Annotated in this window: 15 protein-coding genes; 7 read left to right on the top strand and 8 right to left on the bottom strand. The window is 71.9% G+C overall.

All coding sequences use genetic code 11. The features are described from left to right. Positions 1–118 precede the first annotated feature (118 nt). Entirely contained in the window at positions 119–358 is a 240-nt protein-coding gene (locus BH708_RS06535) for an AlpA family transcriptional regulator (protein WP_076807541.1), read from the top strand. Here the strand turns inward: BH708_RS06535 and BH708_RS06540 are convergent. Then, positions 355–900 carry a hypothetical protein gene (locus tag BH708_RS06540; RefSeq protein ID WP_076810895.1) on the bottom strand — a complete coding sequence of 182 codons (546 nt, stop codon included), beginning with the start codon at positions 898–900 and terminating at the stop codon, positions 355–357. The genes BH708_RS06535 and BH708_RS06540 overlap by 4 nt on opposite strands. 268 nt (positions 901–1,168) lie before the next feature. Between BH708_RS06540 and BH708_RS06545 the strand changes: the two genes are divergently transcribed. Then, complete coding sequence (locus BH708_RS06545; RefSeq protein WP_076807544.1) at positions 1,169–2,092, top strand: LysM peptidoglycan-binding domain-containing protein; 924 nt, start codon at positions 1,169–1,171, stop codon at positions 2,090–2,092. Next, positions 2,092–2,493 carry an Rv3235 family protein gene (locus tag BH708_RS06550; protein WP_076807546.1) on the top strand — a complete coding sequence of 134 codons (402 nt, stop codon included), beginning with the start codon at positions 2,092–2,094 and terminating at the stop codon, positions 2,491–2,493. Before BH708_RS06545 ends, BH708_RS06550 begins: the two co-directional genes overlap by 1 nt. 1 nt (position 2,494) lies before the next feature. On the opposite strand, the gene secA is transcribed toward BH708_RS06550, so the two are convergent. From secA to mtrA, 7 genes are all read right to left on the bottom strand, one after another. Then, the gene (gene secA / locus BH708_RS06555) at positions 2,495–5,494 is read right to left on the bottom strand and encodes a preprotein translocase subunit SecA (RefSeq protein ID WP_076807548.1); all 3,000 of its coding nucleotides are present in this window, start codon (positions 5,492–5,494) and stop codon (positions 2,495–2,497) included. Positions 5,495–5,593: 99 nt separating this feature from the next. Next, positions 5,594–6,949, bottom strand: coding sequence for a winged helix-turn-helix domain-containing protein (locus tag BH708_RS06560; protein ID WP_076807550.1), 1,356 nt, complete (start codon positions 6,947–6,949; stop codon positions 5,594–5,596). A gap of 121 nt (positions 6,950–7,070) precedes the next feature. After that, positions 7,071–7,739: a ribosome hibernation-promoting factor, HPF/YfiA family gene (gene hpf / locus BH708_RS06565; RefSeq protein WP_076807551.1), complete on the bottom strand. Its 669-nt coding sequence runs from the start codon at positions 7,737–7,739 to the stop codon at positions 7,071–7,073. 153 nt (positions 7,740–7,892) lie between these two features. Then, positions 7,893–8,741: a ComF family protein gene (locus tag BH708_RS06570; RefSeq protein ID WP_253705495.1), complete on the bottom strand. Its 849-nt coding sequence runs from the start codon at positions 8,739–8,741 to the stop codon at positions 7,893–7,895. 123 nt (positions 8,742–8,864) lie between these two features. After that, positions 8,865–10,568 (bottom strand): LpqB family beta-propeller domain-containing protein, encoded by a 1,704-nt coding sequence (locus BH708_RS06575; RefSeq protein WP_076807553.1) that lies wholly within the window; start codon positions 10,566–10,568, stop codon positions 8,865–8,867. Then, positions 10,565–12,343 carry an MtrAB system histidine kinase MtrB gene (mtrB, locus tag BH708_RS06580; protein WP_083713333.1) on the bottom strand — a complete coding sequence of 593 codons (1,779 nt, stop codon included), beginning with the start codon at positions 12,341–12,343 and terminating at the stop codon, positions 10,565–10,567. Before mtrB ends, BH708_RS06575 begins: the two co-directional genes overlap by 4 nt. A gap of 16 nt (positions 12,344–12,359) precedes the next feature. Beyond that, on the bottom strand, positions 12,360–13,055 hold the full coding sequence (gene mtrA / locus BH708_RS06585; protein WP_083713335.1) for an MtrAB system response regulator MtrA: 696 nt from the start codon (positions 13,053–13,055) through the stop codon (positions 12,360–12,362). A gap of 175 nt (positions 13,056–13,230) precedes the next feature. Here mtrA and BH708_RS06590 point away from each other — a divergent pair, with 175 nt between their 5' ends. From BH708_RS06590 to BH708_RS06605, 4 genes are read left to right on the top strand one after another with little or no spacing between them, the layout of a single operon-like run. Further along, positions 13,231–14,373, top strand: coding sequence for a glycerophosphodiester phosphodiesterase (locus tag BH708_RS06590; RefSeq protein ID WP_076807557.1), 1,143 nt, complete (start codon positions 13,231–13,233; stop codon positions 14,371–14,373). After that, positions 14,370–15,062: a DUF4129 domain-containing protein gene (locus tag BH708_RS06595; RefSeq protein ID WP_076807559.1), complete on the top strand. Its 693-nt coding sequence runs from the start codon at positions 14,370–14,372 to the stop codon at positions 15,060–15,062. Before BH708_RS06590 ends, BH708_RS06595 begins: the two co-directional genes overlap by 4 nt. Continuing rightward, positions 15,059–16,282 carry a DUF4350 domain-containing protein gene (locus tag BH708_RS06600; RefSeq protein WP_076807561.1) on the top strand — a complete coding sequence of 408 codons (1,224 nt, stop codon included), beginning with the start codon at positions 15,059–15,061 and terminating at the stop codon, positions 16,280–16,282. Before BH708_RS06595 ends, BH708_RS06600 begins: the two co-directional genes overlap by 4 nt. Further along, entirely contained in the window at positions 16,279–17,355 is a 1,077-nt protein-coding gene (locus BH708_RS06605; RefSeq protein ID WP_076807563.1) for a MoxR family ATPase, read from the top strand. Before BH708_RS06600 ends, BH708_RS06605 begins: the two co-directional genes overlap by 4 nt. Positions 17,356–17,361 lie beyond the last annotated feature (6 nt).

Below are 17,361 nucleotides of genomic sequence, written 5' to 3' on the forward strand. Positions count from 1 at the left end.
ACGACCGGTTCGTTCCGGCGCGGGCCGCCGTTGTCCACATGGTTCCTCCAGGCGGAGACGCGAGAATGGGACACTGTCCCCGACGCAGACGGACGGTCCCGTCCGGAAAGGATGATCGATGACGCCTCGCTTCGTACCGTTGTCCGATGTCGCTGAGATGCTGTCGATCTCGGCGTCGCAGGCGTATGCCCTGGTCCGATCCGGTGAGCTGCGCGCCATCAAGGTCGGCGGGCGCGGACAGTGGCGGGTCGAGGTCTCCGAGATCGAGTCCTACATCGAGCGCAGCTATGCGGCGACGGCCCAGATCCTCGAGCAGGAGCGCACGCTGGAGCGCCAGAAGTCCGAGGGGAAGCGTTAGCGGGGGCGCACCGCCAGCAGGGCACCCATCGCCACGGTGATCCGGGTGGAACCGGGGGCGGCGCCGCTCTCCCCTGTGGGCAGGGAATGCACGTCCACGGCATCTGCCCCGACCGCCGCGAGCCGTCCCATGATGCCCCCGGCCGTCGTCTCCAGGCGCACGACGCTGCGGTCCCGCGCGATCGACCGGAGCACGGATCCCAGTCCCAGCGTTGAGCGCCGGGTCTCCTCCGCCGGTCGCGCCCGGACCGGAAGCCCTTCGAGGAGGGCGATCGCCGGCAGCGGGACGACGGTGCGGCGACGGCCGCCCTCCTCGTGCAGCGAGACCCATCCCTCCCCGACATCTTCCACGGTTCCCTCGAGGCGCAGCGCCGTCCCGAGGTGGAGGGCGAGCGGGCTGCCTCCCGCACCCCGTAAGCGGTCCGCCAGGGACAGCTGGGCGCGCTCGGCCCGGGCCAGGTCCTCGGAGACCGCGCGCATCTCCTCGCGCTCATGGTGGGCGAAGCGCGCCTCCAGGTCCTCGAAGATCCGCTCGAATCGCATGGCGTCACTGTAGGCGTCCGGACGGTCCCGACGTGCTCGATCCACGGCAGAGTCCGCTCGCCGCCCGCGTCGCCCTGCGGCGCTTCGTGGACCGCAGCACCGATGCCCTTCCTCCCCCGACCGTCCCGGTCCACACCGTGCCCTGCGCACTTGCGTCGCGAATGCAGTCCGCATTACTTTGCTCTACATCAGCTCGCACGACATCAAACTGCATCAAATGGCATGATGTGATCGAGAACGCGCAGAGTCAGCGACGACAGGGGAGCACATGGGGTCCGACGACGAGACCGCGGCGACTGCGGCCGCCCGTCCGGCATCCGCCGCAGTGAGCGCGGTGCTCGCGGCAGTCGGAGCGCTGGTGATGGCGAGCGCGCTGACCGCCCTGTGGCCGACGGCGTCCCGGGGTGCGGACGAGGACGCGCTGATCGCGGCGGTGCTGATGACGATCGCCGGCTTCGGAACGATGCTCTGCGGGTATCTCGTCGTGATCTGGTCTCTGGCTGTGATGGCTCTTCTCGCCGGGCCCGCGAGCCGCACCGGCGTGACGGTGCTCCTCGCCCTGCGAGTGCTCGCGCCCCGGGTGGCATCGCGTGTGACGCTCGGCGCCGCCGTCGCCACCACGGCGACCGGTCTCGTGCTCGTCCCGGCCACCGCGGCCGATCCGGGTGCCGGAGAGGGCGATGCGGCGAGGCCGCTGACGACCGCGGTGTCCTCGCAGCTCGTGCCCACGGCACCCTCGGACACGGCCCCCTCGGACACGGCACCCTCGCAGCCCGAGCACGATCCCGAGCCCGTCGCAGAGGCTCCCGGGTCCACCACGGATGAGGACGGCGACTCCCCCCAGCTGCCCCCGCTGGGATGGGGCGAACAGCCCTCGACGGGCGACGCCGCACCCCTGAACACGGATGCCGCAGGCACCGAGGGCACCGAACCGTCGACTGCCCCGGCGCCCGCCCAGGAGGGTTCGACGCCCTCGACTCCCCCGCGCACCGTCGAGGTGCACGCTGGGGACTCCCTCTGGAGCATCACCGACGATCTGCTCGGTCCTGCCCCGGACGACCCGTCCGAGATCGCGTCGGCCTGGCCGGCGCTCCATGAGGCCAATCACCTGGTCATCGGGCCGGATCCCGACCATCTCGAACCCGGGCAGGAGCTGATCGTGCCCGCATCCCTTTCCCGCCAGGAGCACTGATGACCACCACCGGCCAGCGTCCCGCCGCGACCAGCGACGCCCCCGAGACCCTGTCCCTGCACGACCCCCGTGTGGTCGAGCGGATGGTCGCCCCGGTAGCGCGCCGTGCCGTGGAGATCGTGCGCGACATGCGGCCGGAGAACGCCCTGTCGCGGATCGTCACACCCGAGGTCGGGTCGCTGCTGTCCCGGCGTGCGGCGCTCACCCGGCGACTGCGGGCGACGACCGGTTATGCGCCGCCGCAGCGTCTTCTGGTCAGCGGAGTGCGCACCTGCGTCGTCAACGAGCACACGGTCGAGGCGAGCTGTGTGCTGCGTGAACCCGACCGTGCGCGCTTCCTGGCGATGCGGTGGGAGCTGCGGCACTCCGGTTGGCGGGTGACGGTCCTGGAGATCGGCTGATTCACCCTCGGCGTCTGCTGCGGGCTCGCCGGGCGGCCCGGTTCGAGCCCGTCGGGGCTCCCTCCGGCTTGTCCTGTGGAGTGTCGGATGCCGTCGCGGCGGAGGACGTGCCCTGGCGGGCCCGGCGGCGACGCTGCGCTCGTGAGAGGGTCGATTCGTCCTGGACGTCGCTGCCCTCCGCAGAGGAGTAGCGCAGCTGCCGGGAGTTCGGTCCGTCGTCGAGTCCGCGAGCGGTGAGCACGACCTGCTTCTCCCCCGCCAAGGCCTCGACGCGCTGCGCGGACTCCCCGGCGGAGTCCTCCGCGTCCGCGGTGCCTCCGGGGGCCTCGGTCGCCGCGTCGTCCTCCGCGTCGGAGGCGGCCTCGCCCGGGGTCGCCTCGTCCGGCTCCTTCTCCGACTCGTCAGCATCGGCCTTCTTCGCGGCAGCGGCGGCGGCCTTGCCCATCGCCGTGGAACTGCGCAGTAGGTCGCTGACGGCCTGAGGGACGACGGGCTCTGTCTTCTCGACCTGCACCTCGAGGTTGTAGATGTAGCCGACGACGTCTTCCTTGATGCCCGCGATCATGTCGTTGAACATCAGGTGGCCCTCGCGCTCGTACTCGATGAGCGGGTCGCGCTGCGCCATCGCACGCAGGCCGATGCCCTCCTTGAGATAGTCCATCTCGTAGAGGTGCTCGCGCCAGCGTCGGTCCATGACCGACAGCAGCACGCGGCGCTGCAGCTGGTGCAGGCCCTCCTCGCCGAGCTCCTCCTCGCGCTTCTCGTAGGCCACGCGCGCATCACCCAGGATCTCCTCGCGCAGCACGTCGGCACCCAGGTTCTCCTTGCCGCCGACCTCCTCGATCAGCTCATCGGCCGTGATCGAGACGGGATAGGCGGGCCGCAGCGCACCCCACAGCTCCTCGAGATCGACGTCCTCGGGCGTCCGGCCCTTGGTGTGCTCGTCGACCGTCCCGCCGATCACCTCGTCGATGAACCGGTCGACGTGCTCGTCGAGGGCCTCGCCCTCGAGGATCTGGGCGCGCTCCTGGTACAGCTTCTTGCGCTGCTTGGTCAGGACGTCGTCGTACTTCAGGACGTTCTTGCGGATCTCGGCATTGCGGGACTCGATCGAGTTCTGGGCGCGCTCGATCGCACCGGAGACCATCCGTCCGGTCAGCGGGATCGACTCGTCGACACCGCCGCGGGCCAGCAGCGATTCCGCGGCGCCGGAGTTGAACAGCCGCATGAGGTCGTCCTGCAGCGAGAGGTAGAAGCGCGACTCGCCGGGGTCACCCTGACGGCCCGAGCGACCGCGCAGCTGGTTGTCGATGCGACGGGACTCGTGACGCTCGGTGCCCAGCACGTACAGGCCACCGAGCTCGACGACCTCGTCGTGCTGCTCGGAGACGGCCTGCTTGGCCTTCTCGAGCTCCTCGTCCCAGGCGGCCTCGTAGCCCTCCGGGTCCTCCTCGGCGTCCAGGCCCCGGGCTTCGAGCGCCGCATGCGCCATGAACTCGACGTTGCCGCCGAGCATGATGTCGGTGCCGCGGCCGGCCATGTTGGTGGCGACGGTGACGGCGCTCTTGGCACCGGCCATGGCGATGATCGCGGCCTCACCGGCGTGGTTCTTGGCGTTGAGCACCTCATGGTCGACGCCCTGGGCGGTCAGCAGCTTGGCGAGGTACTCGGACTTCTCGACGCTGGTGGTGCCCACCAGCACCGGCTGACCCTTCTCGTGCCGCTCGACGATGTCCTCGACGACGGCGTCGAACTTCGCCTTCTCGGTGCGGTAGATGCGGTCCGCCTCGTCGGCCCGGATCATCTCCTTGTGGGTCGGGATCGGGACCACGCCGAGCGAGTAGGTGTTCATGAACTCGGCGGCCTCGGTCTCGGCCGTTCCGGTCATGCCCGAGAGCTTGTCGTAGAGCTTGAAGTAGTTCTGGAGGGTGATCGTGGCGAGCGTCTGGTTCTCCGCCTTGATCTTCACGCCCTCCTTCGCCTCGATCGCTTGATGCATGCCCTCGTTGTAGCGACGCCCGGCCAGGATGCGGCCGGTGTGCTCGTCGACGATCATGACCTCGCCGTTGAGGACCACGTAGTCCTTGTCGTTCTTGAACAGCTCCTTGGCCTTGATGGCGTTGTTGAGGAAGCCGATCAGCGGCGTGTTCAGGGACTCGTACAGGTTGTCGATGCCCAGGTGGTCCTCGACCTTGTCGATGCCGGACTCGAGGACGCCCACGGTGCGCTTCTTCTCGTCGACCTCGTAGTCGCGGTCACGGCGCAGCAGCTTGACCACCTTGGCGAACTCGCTGAACCACTTGTTGGCGTCGCCGGACCCCGGCCCGGAGATGATCAGCGGGGTGCGGGCCTCGTCGATGAGGATCGAGTCGACCTCGTCGACGATCGCGAAGCTGTGCCCGCGCTGGACCCGCTCGGCCGGGTCCAGGCTCATGTTGTCGCGCAGGTAGTCGAAGCCGAACTCGTTGTTGGTGCCGTAGGTGATGTCTGCGGCGTACTGCTCGCGGCGCTCGGCCGGTGACATGCCGGACTTGATCACGCCGGTGGTCAGGCCGAGGGCGCGGAACACGCGGCCCATCAGGTCGCTCTGGTAACCGGCGAGGTAGTCGTTGACGGTGACGATGTGGACGCCCTTGCCCGCCAGTGCGTTGAGGTATGCCGGCAGCGTGGCGACGAGGGTCTTGCCCTCGCCGGTCTTCATCTCGGCGATGCGACCGCGGTGCAGCGCGGCGCCGCCCATGACCTGGACGTCGTAGGGGCGCTGGCCGAGCGTGCGGTGCGCCGCCTCCCGGACCGCGGCGAAGGCCTCGACCATGATGTCGTCGAGGGACTCGCCGTCCTCCAGGCGCTCGGCGAAGTGGGTCGACTCCTCCCGCAGCTCCTCGTCGCTGAGCTCGGTGAAGACGTCTTCGGCCTCCCCCACCTTCCGGGCGATGACCTCCAGCCGGCGCACTTCACGGCCTTCGCCGGCGCGCAGGATCTTGTCGAAGAGGTTGACCACTCGTGCTCCCGTAGTTCTGTGGATGCGTCCTCGCGGACGGCTGATGCCTGACCCATCGTAAGCGTCTCGTCGCGCAGAGGTGACGACGTGCGCGGATCGTCACGAAGCAGGACCCGCCCCGGAGGGCGGATCCGCGTCCCCTCGGCCCCCGGCCGCCAGCACTGCGGACAGCGGCTCGGCCAGGTCGCCGGCGCCCTTCCCTGTGCACACCTGGACCCGGTCCAGTCCCTGCCAGCTCGCGGCCCGGTGCAGCTCGACCGCGAGCGCATCGAGCACCGCTGCATCGGCCGGTCGCTGCCGCGCCGGCAGGTGCGGGAGGTCCTCGCGGAAGGCGCCGCGCACCTCGAGCACGCCTCGGGCTCGGTCCGCCTTGAGGTCGACGAGGGCGGGGATGACGTCTCCGTGCAGGAACAGCAACGAGTAGTAGCCGGTGTCCCGGCGGGCCTCGGGGGTGTAGATGCCGATGCGGTACTCGACGTCGAACAGGTGCGAGAGGCGCGGACGGTGGAAGACGAGCGGGTCGAAGGGGCTGACCAGGGCGGACGTGCGCAGCGGGGTCGGTGTCGGGGCGTCACGGTGCAGCAGCATCTCGCGCACTCCGGCGGGGTGGTCGACCCGGACCGGCCGCACCTCGCCGGTGGCCTCCAGGCCCTCCACGGCCCGGCGGGCATCGCCGACCGACACCCGGAAGTAGTCGGCCAGGGAGGCGGTCTCGGCGATGCCCAGGGACCGGGCGGCCAGGGCCATCAGGGTCCGAATCGATGCAGCCCGGTCGGGGTCCTCCGCGCCGGCTGCCGGGGCGGTGTCCTCGGCACCGGGCCGAGCGAGCGTCCGGAGCGGCCTCGGGGCGTCCTCGGCGACGACGTAGAGCCGTTCGAACTGGGCGCTGCGACCGACGCAGTCGAGGGTGCCGGAGCGGAAGAGGTACTCCACCGCCCATTGGCTGCGGGTGCGGCGCCACCCCCAGCCCTCCCCCCGTTCGGTGTCGCCGAGGTGCCGGGAGACGGCGGCGGCGCTGGCGGGTCCGATCTCCTCGAGCGCGTCGAGGATCTCCTCCAGCAGCTGCGGGCTGGAGGCGGCGGCCTCGCGGATGGCGCCCCAGTCCCGACGGGCTGCGGCACGGCGGCGGAAATCCAGCAGGTCATGGACCTCGTGGGTGGCGAAGGTGGCCTCGTGCGCGAGTGCTTCGCGGACCAGCCGGGCGGGACCCGGACGTGAGAGTCGGTCCAGCACCGCCGGGTCCCAGCTGCCGGTCCGGGTGAACACGGGCAGGTGATGAGCACGGGCGAACACGCTGACCGAGTCGATCTGGAGCAGGTGGGTGTGCTCGAGCGTGCGGCGCAGCGCCCGCCTGCTGGCCGCAGGAGCCGGGATCTCGGTGCGGCGGGCGCGGCCCATTCCCTGGGCGCGCAGCGCGATGCGTCGGGCTCGGGTCCAGCTGACGGTGTCGGTCACCGGGGCTCTCTTCTCGGGTCGGGCCGGGCGCTCGGCACCCTCCCGCGGGACCGAACGGCCGGACGGCGCCGGGCGGGAGGGCGCTCTCGCGCACCTCCCGCCCGGGCGATGTCGGTGGGGATCAGGACGGCTGGAGGGCCGCGTCGAGCTCGATGACGCCGTAGTTCCAGCCCTTGCGCCGGTAGACGACCTTGGGATTTCCGGACTCCGCGTCGACGAAGAGGAAGAAGTCGTGGCCGACGAGCTCCATCTGGTAGAGGGCGTCGTCGACTCCCATCGGGGTGGCCCGATGCTTCTTCTGGCGGATCACGACCGGGCTGCCGGCCTCGGCGAGGTCCGTCTCGGACGACGCCGACGTCTCGGGTTCCTGCGACGGGGCAGCGGGCTCCGACGGGGTCTCCTGGAGCGCTGCGGGCAGGTCCTGGTCGGCGGGCATCGTGCGCACGCTCGCCCCCGGCCCCTGATGGGAGCGGTCGCGGCCGCGGCGGTGGTCCTTGCGCCGGTCCCGAGCGCGACGAAGACGTTCCAGCAGCTTGCCGTAGGCGATGTCCAGGGCGCCGAAGAGGTCATCGGCCCTGGCCTCCGAGCGGATCACGGAACCGTTGTCGTGCACGGTGAGCTCGACGCGGTCGCTGAGCTCGGCCTGCCTGGGGTTCTTCTCCTGAGAGACCTCCACGTCCACGCGCAGCGCAGCGGGCGCGAACTGGGTGACCTTGTCGAGCTTGTCGGTGAGGTGGCGACGGAATCGGTCCGGGACGTCCATGTGGCGTCCGACGACATTGATCTCCATGAGGTGTTCTCCTCCTATCCGGATGCGGCCGCTCTGAGCCCGGCCGCTGTGGCTCATCGGCTGGGGCTGGCACCTCCTGACGAGAGGGGGCTCGTCCGATGTGACGAGTCGCACCAGCATGCCACGTTTTGCTCCACGATTCCTGGTCCTCGGTCACGACGGATCAGGAATCCGGGACGTCCCCGCGGCGGGAACGCGGGCCGAGGCGACCACGACCGCGCCGAGGACCTGCATCCCCGCCTGTGTCAGCGCATCGTGCATTCCCCTCAGGGTCGCCCCGGTGGTGACGACGTCGTCGAGGATCACCACCCTCGCACCGGCGGCCCCGGCTCGTCGGACGGTGCCGCCGGACAGACGGATCCGCCGGGTGCGGCGTTGACGGGCTCCCCGCCCCTCCTGAGCGGTGGTGGGCACGGCCCGCAGCGGCAGCGCGCGCCCTGCGCCGCTGCGCCCGAGCGCATGGACCAGCTCGGCCGTGTGGTCCTCCCCGCGACGCAGCCGAGCGCTGCGACGGGACGGGACCGGCACCAGGTGCGGACGGCGCACCCCGCCCGCGACGGCGAGCGTCGTCACCGCCGGGGCCAGCGCGGGGGCGAGACGGGCACCGAGGTGCGCCATGCCTCCGTTCTTCCAGGCCAGCACCAGATGCTGCAGGGCCCCGGTGTACTCGCCGAGAGCGAGCACCGGAAGCACCGGGGCGTGGTCCACCCCGGCCGGCAGCGCGACGCCCTCGCGCAGCTCCGGGCGGATCCTGGCGGCGGTCAGCTCCTGCAGCGCATCACAGCAGGTTTCGACGCGCATCGGACGGGCGGTGAGCATCTGCGTGCACTGCGGGCACAGCCACGCCCCGTCGCGCCCGCAGGGGCATCGTCGCGGCGCGACCAGGGAGCAGGTCTGCACGGCGATCTCCCGCGCCAGGGGCAGCAGGCCCGTGCGCGTCTCGTGCGCGGTGCCCGCCGCGTGCCCGTCGCGCGGCTCCCGGGGGTCGCGGAACTCGTCCATGGGGCGATCCCATCGTGCCGTCGCCCTGGGCCGCACGGGCGGGGAGCCGGGTGTGGACGGGCACGGACTGGGGAGGACGGGGCACCGGTCCGTTCGGGGGCCGAGCTCCGACCGCCGTCGTCCTCAGTAGAACCAGGGGTCGTGGGCGTCGAGGTCCACGGTGGTCCATCCGCCGCTGTCGCTGCGCAGCAGCGTTCCGTCGGAGGTCCCGGCCCAGATCGACTCCCCGACGACGGTCCCGGCGAGGCGGTCGGCGTCCTCCCGCAGGGCGGGCAGCGGCTCGCGGCCGGTGGCGAAGTCGACCACCTGGGCCCGCAGCTCGTCGGTGCCGGGATCCGAGCCCAGCACGATGACGGCGACCTCGTCGTACCAGCTGGCCTGGATGACGTCGGTGAGGAAGGTGCGCACCTGCACCGGCTCGGTCAGGGACAGCGGCACCCCGTCCTCGTCGCGCACGACCGCGCACAGATCCAGCCGGGAACCGGCGGCGTCCGCGGAGAGCACCACCATCCGGGTGGCGTCGGCCGCCAGGTCCAGGGTGAGCACGTCCCGGCCCTTCAGCCAGGCTGCCTCGACCTGCGCGTCGTCCTGCGGTCCGCTGCCGGCCAGGGCCATCAGCACGCCGGGGCTGCGCCGCGTGGAGGTCCATACATAGCCCGCGTCATCGATCCGCGGCGGGACGAACACACCGCCGGTCGCCACCTCGCGCCGCGGCACCGAGTCGTCGGTCGATGCCACCAGCACGATCGAGGCGCCGTCGGCGAGCGCTGCGGCCAGGACGCCGTCCTGGGCGATCACCGGAGAGGTCAGCTCCCGCTCCGCGAGCGCGGGCACCAGCTGGTTCGCGGGTTCGTCGGTGCTGGGATCCGCCAGGGAGATGATGCCGGTGGGGCCGGCGGCGATCGGACGGTGCCCGGGCAGCGCCCGGTCGACCCCGGACTCCGCCGTCGAGGAGTACTCCTCGCCGTCGCGCACCAGGCGGACCCCCGACAGAGTGCGCACCGAGCGCAGCGAGAACTCGAGCTGGGCGAGGGCCGCGGCACGGGCGGGCGCGGGCAGAGCGACGACCGCGGTGGGCACGGTGATCTCCGGGGTGCCGTCGGCCCCGGTGGCGACCTCGACGTCGGTGACCCCCGAGGTGTCCGGCACCTCGCTGTGCACGGCACCCTGGAGGAACGCGGCGGGGCCGGCCGTCAGGGCCTCGAGCACCACCGAGGCGCCGCGCTGCAGGGAGAACCAGCGGTGGTCGGGCACCAGGTGGATGCTGCGGGCGTCGAGGAAGTACAGCCGGGCCGGGGCGTACAGGGTCTCGAAGGCCGCTTCGGAGAGGTAGATCCCGTCGGCCACCTCGCTGATCCGCCACTGGTCGTCGACGAGCTCCATCGCGACCTCGACCTCCCGGTTGACGGGACGGGCGAGCAGACTGCGGCTCCCGGCCCCGTCCACCAGAGCGAGCACCTGGAGCACCAGCACCATCTCGGTGTCGCTGATCTCCCGGACCTCCAGCTCCTGGCTGCTGGAGTAGATCGAGATCCCGGCCCTCGGGTCCCAGTCCTGACGCTTCTCGGGGGTGAGATAGGCGCGGGCCACGGCGAAGTTCTCCTCGGATCCCACACCCGCCTGGACGAACCCGGCGACGACGGCCTGCGCCGTGGCGTCCTGCGGCGGGGGCAGCGCCTGGACGTACGGCGCGCCCGGCTGGGCGCGCCCGGCCAGCGGGCGGCTGGAGACCGGGGACGAGGTCGGGATGCGGGCACAGGCGGAGCCGAGACCGAGCACCGTGACGGCCCCGGCCGCGTGCAGCACGGTACGGCGAGCGGGGGTCATCGGTCTCCTCCGGCGGTCGGCGGCTCCTGGTCAGGACTCGCGTCAGGACGTGCAGCAGGGCTTGTGTCCGGGCTCGCGGCGGAACGCGCAGGGTCGGACAGGTCCGGGAGGTCCGGCAGCAGCCCGGGGCCGATCGGGATCTCCCCGGTGCCGGTCACCGAGTAGGTGCCCGCCGTATCGAGGTCCCGGTCGAAGCTGCGCTCCAGCCGCAGGGGAGAGCGGAGGAACATCCCCCCGGGCCGGCGCGGCAGGGTCAGGCGGAACACCGCTCCTCGGCCTTCCTGGCCCCAGGCCTGCAGCCATCCGGTGTGCAACCGGGCGTCCTCGGCCGAGATCGACAGCCCCAGGCCGGTGCCTCCCAGAGTACGGGCACGGGAGGGGTCGGCCCGCCAGAAGCGGTCGAAGACGCGCTGGGCGGCCTCCGGGGAGATGCCATGGCCATGATCCTGGACGAGGACCGCGACGGCGTCGTCGTTCGCGGCGGTCTGGACCAGGACGGGACCGCCGGCGCCGTGCTCGATCGCATTGGTCAGCAGGTTCCGCAGGATCCGGTCGACGCGGCGCGCATCGACCACGGCGTCCATCCCGTGGCCGGCGAGGTGGACGTCCAGCAGGCAGCCGCGGGCACCGGCGAGCGGACGCACGTCGTCGACGGCGCGCACCACGAGCGCGTCCAGGTCCTCCCGACGCGCCTCCAGCTCGGCGGCCCCGGCGTCGAAGCGCGAGATCTCCAGCAGGTCACCGAGCAGCACCTCGAACCGCTCCACCTGCGCCACGAGCAGCTCGACGGTGCGCTGCAGATCGTCGGGCAGCTGGAGTCGCCGCCCGTCGAGCACGGAGGACGCCATGCGGATGGTGGTCAGCGGAGTGCGCAGCTCATGGGAGACGTCGGAGACGAACCGCTGCTGGAGCCGGGAGAGCTCGGTGAGGTCGTCGACCTTCTGGGCGAGGCTGCGCGCCATGTCGTTGAAGGAATCCCCCACCCGAGCCAGCTCGTCCGCTCCGGCGACCTCGACGCGGCTGTCGAGATCGCCGCCGGCGATGCGCTCCGCGGCGTGCGCTGCGCGTTTCAAGGGAGTGGTCACCAAGCGGGCGACCACGATCGCGATACCGACGATCAGCGCCAGGAGCACACCGCCGCCGCCGAGGATCACGCGCTGGACGAACGCCAGCGTGTCCTGCTCCTCCTGCAGAGAGTAGACGAGGTAGAGGTCGTAGGAGCCGACCCCCGGCACCATCACACGGGTACCGATCAGCAGGGCGGGCACCGTCCGCCCCTCGGAGTCCTCGCGGCCGATGGAGCGCCAGGAGACGGCCTCGGGGTTCTCGGAGACGGCGTCGGCGATCTCGTCGTCGACCTCCTCGAACAGGGTGCGGTCGGAGGAGGCGACCGGGAACACCATCCCGGAGGTCTCGACCGGGACCAGGGCGACCTCCCGACGGTCCCCGCCACCGCGGCCGCCGGCGGACTGGACGAAGGCGTTGACCGCATCCTGCTGCTGAGTGCTGGTGGCACCCGATAGCTGGGTCAGCGAATCGGTCAGCTCGCGCCGGACCTCGACCGTCTCCTCGAGCACCCGGTCCCGCCGCTGCTCGTACAGCCCGTCGGCGATGACGGAGGAGAGATAGGCGCCCACCGCCAGCATCGAGACGATCGACAGCAGCGTGGTCACCAGCACCACGCGCAGGGCGAGCGGCCAGCTGCGCGGGTCGACGGCCCGGGTGACCAGCGCGGCGCGCGTCTCCGGTGCCGCGCCGCGCCCGACGGTGCTCACGGGCGGTCCGACGTGCTCAGGATGCGCCTCCGGCGCGATACCCGACGCCGCGGACCGTCACGACGATCCCGGGATTCTCCGGATCGTGCTCGATCTTGGAGCGCAGACGCTGGACGTGCACGTTGACCAGTCGGGTGTCCGCGCTGTGGCGGTAACCCCACACGTCGCGCAGCAGCACGTCGCGGGTGAAGACCTGCCAGGGCTTGCGGGCCAGCTGGGTGAGCAGGTCGAACTCGAGCGGGGTCAGGGAGATCAGCTCGTCCCCGCGGCGCACCTCGTGCCCGTCGACGTCGATCATCAGATCGCCGATGGCCAGCTGCTCGGTGGTGGGCGGGTCGACGCGCCGCACCCGCGCCTTGATCCTCGCCACCAGCTCCTCGGGCTCGAAAGGCTTGGTCAGGTAGTCGTCTGCCCCGGCCTCGAGCCCTTCGACCACGTCGGCGGTGTCGGTGCGGGCGGTGAGCATGAGGATCGGGACCCCCGACTCGCGGCGCAGCCGACGGCACACCTCGATGCCGTCCATGCCGGGAAGCATCAGGTCGAGCAGGACGAGGTCGGGCCGCAGGCGCGGGAAGGTCTCCAGCGCGGAGGCGCCGTCGGGGGAGGTCGCGACCTCGTAGCCCTTGCCGCGCAGAACGATGCCGACCATCTCGGCGATCGCCTGGTCGTCATCAACCACGAGGATCCGTGAAGGCGTCGTCATGGAGGTCATTGTGCCACCGCGAGAGACCGGGGCCCGCATACGGCCGGTGCGGGGGTGTCCGGAAGATGCGCGGTCATCGACGTTCGTCGGATCGGTACGCGGCCCACGGTTCCGTAGGTTGTCCTCCAGGACATCGCCCCGGCCCTGCCGCTCAGGGCGGGACCGTACGGCAGCAGGAGGACGGATGAGCACGGGATGGACCGCACCGGGATCGCGCGAGAGCTCCGACCTGCCTGCCACCGACCACCGCGCGGACGACGCGGCCTCGGGCCCCGAACCCGCAGGGCCCGCCCCGGCCGACGGCCCCCGTCGGGAGCTGGTCCAGTCCCTGCCGCTGTTCCCCCTGCGTCCCCTCGCTCTCGGTGAGGTGCTCGGGGCCGCCGTGCGCATCTACCGGCTGCGGGCACGGACCGTGCTCTCCCTCGCGGCCGCCGTCTACGGGGTCGCCTTCGTGATCATGACCCTCGCGACCGGGGCGGGGATGATCCCGATGATGGGCGACATGCAGGCGATGCTGGAGGATCCCGCCTCCTCCACCGCCTCCTCCGGGACCTTCTCCGCTTCCGACGCCCTGGTGACGATCGGGTCCTCGGTGGTCTCGGGGGTGATCACCATGCTGGCCGCGTCCCTGGTCACCGTGGCCCTGACCGCCGTCGCGATCGGTGAGGCCACCGGTCACCCGATCACCGGGGCGCAGATGCGCTCGCGCACGCGGCAGCTGGCCCTGCCCGCGATCGGGATCGCCCTCCTGGTCGGCCTGCTCAGCCTGCTCGCCATCGCCCTGCCCACCGCCCTCGGCCTCGTGCCGCTGGTGGTGCTGCAGGATCCGACCGTGCTGACCATCGGGGCGCTCCTCGTCGGCCTGGGGATCGGGCTGCTCGCCGGGATCTGGGTCTGGGCCCGCACCATCCTGGCGATCCCCGCGCTGGTCATCGAGGACACCGGGGTGCCCGGCTCGATCACTCGCGCTTTCCGCCTGACCGCCGGTCGCAGGCTGTGGCGGGTGCTGGGCATCGGCGTGCTGCTCTACGTCATCTACACGCTCGCCGTGCAGGTGGTCGCGGGGGTGTTCGGCTTCGTCGCCGGCCTCGCGTACGTCGTGATCCTGCTGGCCAGCTCGATGCAGGCCCTCGTGCTCGGGATGATGGTGCTGACGGTCGTCTCGATGCTCGGCACCTACCTCGCGACGGTGCTGCTGGCACCGTTCCTCTCGGCCGGGTTCGCGGCCCTCTACGCCGACAACCGCATGCGCCACGAGGCCTGGGACGTCGAGCTGACGCGTCAGGCGCGGCAGAACTGGGGCGCCGACGGGGGCGGCGGGCGATGATCACCGCCGGCCCCCCGCCCGTGGACCCGGACGAGGCGCGCTCCCGCCTGCTCGATGAGCTCTCGAAGTCGGAGTACGACGACTCCCCGGGGTTCCTCCAGTGGCTGCTGGGGGTGATCGAGCGGTGGCTCGTCGAGGTCGTCGACGGCATCGACGGCACCTCGACCACCCATGCCGTCCTCGCCGTGGTGCTGGTCGGGGTCCTGGTGGCCGTGGCCGTGCTGGTGTTGCGTCGCACCGGCCTGATCCGTCGCAACCCCTCCCTCGCGGTCGCCCCCGAGCTCGACGCCGACCCGGTCCGCTCCGCCCCCGAGCTGCGCGCCGCCTCCCGGGACGCGATAGCGGCCGGACGGACCGACGACGGCACCGTGCTGGCCCTGCGCGCGCTCGTGCGCGACCTCGAGGTGCGGACCCTGCTGGACGTCGCCGCAGGGATGACGGCCCACGAGGCCGCCGGCCGCGCCGCCCGCGCCTATCCCGATCTGCGTGGCGGCCTGTTGCGCGGGGCCGACGCCTTCGACACCGCCGCCTACTCCCACCGTGCCACCAGCGAGAAGCAGGCCGATGACCTGCTGCGTCTGGCCGAGTACATCGCCGAATCCGCCCCCGATCTCGTCTCGGCCGAGGCCGAGGGAGGCTCCGCGGCCGCCGACGGCACCCCCGATGCCCGTCCCGGAGACAATTCATGAGCCCGGCGGCCCCGCCGCGCAGAGCGGTGCCGAGTGCCACGGCCTACGCCTCGACCAACGGCGCGCCACCGCCGCCCGACGCCCCCGCCGCGGAGCGTCGACGCCCCTGGCTGGTCATCCTGGTCACCCTCGCGGTCCTCGCCGCCGTGCTGGCCTCCATCGCCCGCGGGTTCTACCGTGACGGCCCGCTCGAGCCCGACGCCCCCACCGCGCAGGGCTCCAAGGCCGTGGTGCAGGTGCTCGAGGACCTCGACGTCGAGGTGGACGTGGACCGCCACACGGCCGATGCCGCCGACGTGCTGCACGACGGCGGCACGGTGCTGGTGACCGCGCCGAGCTCGCTGTCGGCCGAGCAGCTGACGACGCTGGCCGACGCCCGGGAGACCGGGGACGGCCGCCTGGTGCTGATCCAGCCCGACTTCGTCAGCCTGTCCTACATCACCCCGGACATCGCCCCTTCCGGGACCATCCGCGTTCCGACCGACGTCTCCCCCGGCCCGGACTGCGGGGACCTCGCCCACGGTGCCCGCACCCTCCACGTGCCCGGCGAGGACGGGCTGAACGGGTCCTCCACCCTCTACCGCACCTCGGGTCAGGCCCAGGGATGCTTCCGCTCCGGTGAGGGCTCCCTGATCGCCGCCGCCGACGGGATCCTCGTCCTCGGCAGCGCGGACCTGCTGACCAATGAGGGCGTCGCGGCCGCCGACAACTCTGCCCTCGCGCTGAACGCCCTGGGCAGTACCGGCGAGCTGACCTGGTACGTCCCCTCACCCTCCGACCCGATGAGCACCTCCGGGCAGACCATCCTCAGCTACCTGCCGAGCTGGGCCGGGCCCCTCGCCCTGTGGCTGCTCACCGTCGCGGTGATCGCCCTGCTCGCGCTCGGGCGCCGCTTCGGGCCCGTCGTCGTCGAACCGCTGCCGGTCACCGTGCGCCCCCAGGAGCTCGTCCTCGGCCGCGCCCGGATGCTGCAGCAGTCCGGCTCCCGCGACGCGGCCGCCGCATCCCTGCGCTCGGCCGCCGCCACCCGCCTCGCGGACCGCCTCGGGCTGCGTCGCGAATCGGCGCTCGACGGCCTGCTGGCCGCGCTCGCTCCCCACGTCGACCACTCCCCCGAACAGCTGCGCGCGCTGCTCGGCCCCACTCCCGTCACCAGCGACCAGGACCTCGTACGACTCGCCCAGGACCTCGACCGTCTCGAGAAGGAGATCGACCGATGACCGACACCCCTGACGGTGCCGCCCCCACCCCGAGCCCGTTCGGAGCGGACGCCGCCGATCCCGCCGCGCCCCGGACCGCGGCCGCCGCAACGGGCCCGTCCACCGGCGCCGGCCCCGAGGTCGACCTGGACACCCGCACGGACCTCCAGAGCCTCTCGGCCGAGATCCATAAGGGCATCGTCGGTCAGGATGCGGCGGTGACCAGCCTCGTCGTCGCCCTGCTGTGCCGCGGCCACGTGCTGCTCGAGGGCGTTCCCGGCGTGGCCAAGACCCTGTTGGTACGGTCCCTCGCCGCTGGGCTGGACGTGCGGATGCGCCGCGTGCAGTTCACACCCGACATGATGCCGGGCGACATCACCGGCTCGCTGATCTACGACAACACCACCAGTGACCTCGTCTTCCGCGAGGGTCCGGTGTTCACCAACCTGCTGCTGGCCGACGAGATCAACCGCACCCCGCCGAAGACGCAGTCCGCCCTGCTGGAGGCGATGGAGGAGCGTCAGGTCACGGTCGACGGCGCGAGCCGCCCGCTGCCCGATCCGTTCCTGGTGATCGCCACCCAGAACCCCATCGAGTTCGACGGCACGTACACCCTGCCGGAGGCGCAGCTGGACCGCTTCCTGCTCAAGGCGGTCATGCCGCTGCCCGACCGCGAGGTCGAGGTCGACGTGCTGCGCCGCCACGCCGGCGGCTTCGACACCACCGATCTGGCCGCCATGGGGCTCGGCCCCGTGGTGGACGTCCCCTCCCTGCATCGTGCCCAGGAGGACGTCGCCCGCGTCGTCGCCGAGGACCCGGTGGTGCAGTACATCGTGGACGTGTGCCGCTCCACCCGCCGCTCCCCCAGCCTGTCGCTCGGTGTCTCGCCCCGCGGCGCGATCGCTCTGCTGCGCACCTCCCGCGCCTGGGCTTACCTGTCCGGGCGCGACTTCATCACCCCCGACGACGTCAAGACGATGGCCCCGGCCACCCTGTCGCACCGGGTGCGCCTGACCACCGAGTCGGAGCTCGAGGGAACGCAGGTCGAGTCGGTGCTGGCCGCGACCCTCGCCTCCGTGCCGGTGCCTCGCTGAGGCCTC

Origin of the sequence: Brachybacterium sp. P6-10-X1, from assembly GCF_001969445.1 — a bacterium.
In the GTDB taxonomy this organism is placed as follows: domain Bacteria; phylum Actinomycetota; class Actinomycetes; order Actinomycetales; family Dermabacteraceae; genus Brachybacterium.

What these genes read in the sequence shown, in the direction of transcription:
- BH708_RS06575 (WP_076807553.1), bottom strand. Translation starts at nt 10,568, where the DNA reads ATGACCCCCGCTCGCCGTACCGTGCTGCACGCGGCCGGGGCCGTCACG.
- BH708_RS06540 (WP_076810895.1), bottom strand. Translation starts at nt 900, where the DNA reads ATGCGATTCGAGCGGATCTTCGAGGACCTGGAGGCGCGCTTCGCCCAC.
- BH708_RS06570 (WP_253705495.1), bottom strand. Translation starts at nt 8,741, where the DNA reads ATGGACGAGTTCCGCGACCCCCGGGAGCCGCGCGACGGGCACGCGGCG.
- BH708_RS06535 (WP_076807541.1), top strand. Translation starts at nt 119, where the DNA reads ATGACGCCTCGCTTCGTACCGTTGTCCGATGTCGCTGAGATGCTGTCG.
- BH708_RS06590 (WP_076807557.1), top strand. Translation starts at nt 13,231, where the DNA reads ATGAGCACGGGATGGACCGCACCGGGATCGCGCGAGAGCTCCGACCTG.
- BH708_RS06595 (WP_076807559.1), top strand. Translation starts at nt 14,370, where the DNA reads ATGATCACCGCCGGCCCCCCGCCCGTGGACCCGGACGAGGCGCGCTCC.
- BH708_RS06600 (WP_076807561.1), top strand. Translation starts at nt 15,059, where the DNA reads ATGAGCCCGGCGGCCCCGCCGCGCAGAGCGGTGCCGAGTGCCACGGCC.
- BH708_RS06605 (WP_076807563.1), top strand. Translation starts at nt 16,279, where the DNA reads ATGACCGACACCCCTGACGGTGCCGCCCCCACCCCGAGCCCGTTCGGA.
- mtrA (WP_083713335.1), bottom strand. Translation starts at nt 13,055, where the DNA reads ATGACCTCCATGACGACGCCTTCACGGATCCTCGTGGTTGATGACGAC.
- hpf (WP_076807551.1), bottom strand. Translation starts at nt 7,739, where the DNA reads ATGGAGATCAATGTCGTCGGACGCCACATGGACGTCCCGGACCGATTC.
- BH708_RS06550 (WP_076807546.1), top strand. Translation starts at nt 2,092, where the DNA reads ATGACCACCACCGGCCAGCGTCCCGCCGCGACCAGCGACGCCCCCGAG.
- BH708_RS06545 (WP_076807544.1), top strand. Translation starts at nt 1,169, where the DNA reads ATGGGGTCCGACGACGAGACCGCGGCGACTGCGGCCGCCCGTCCGGCA.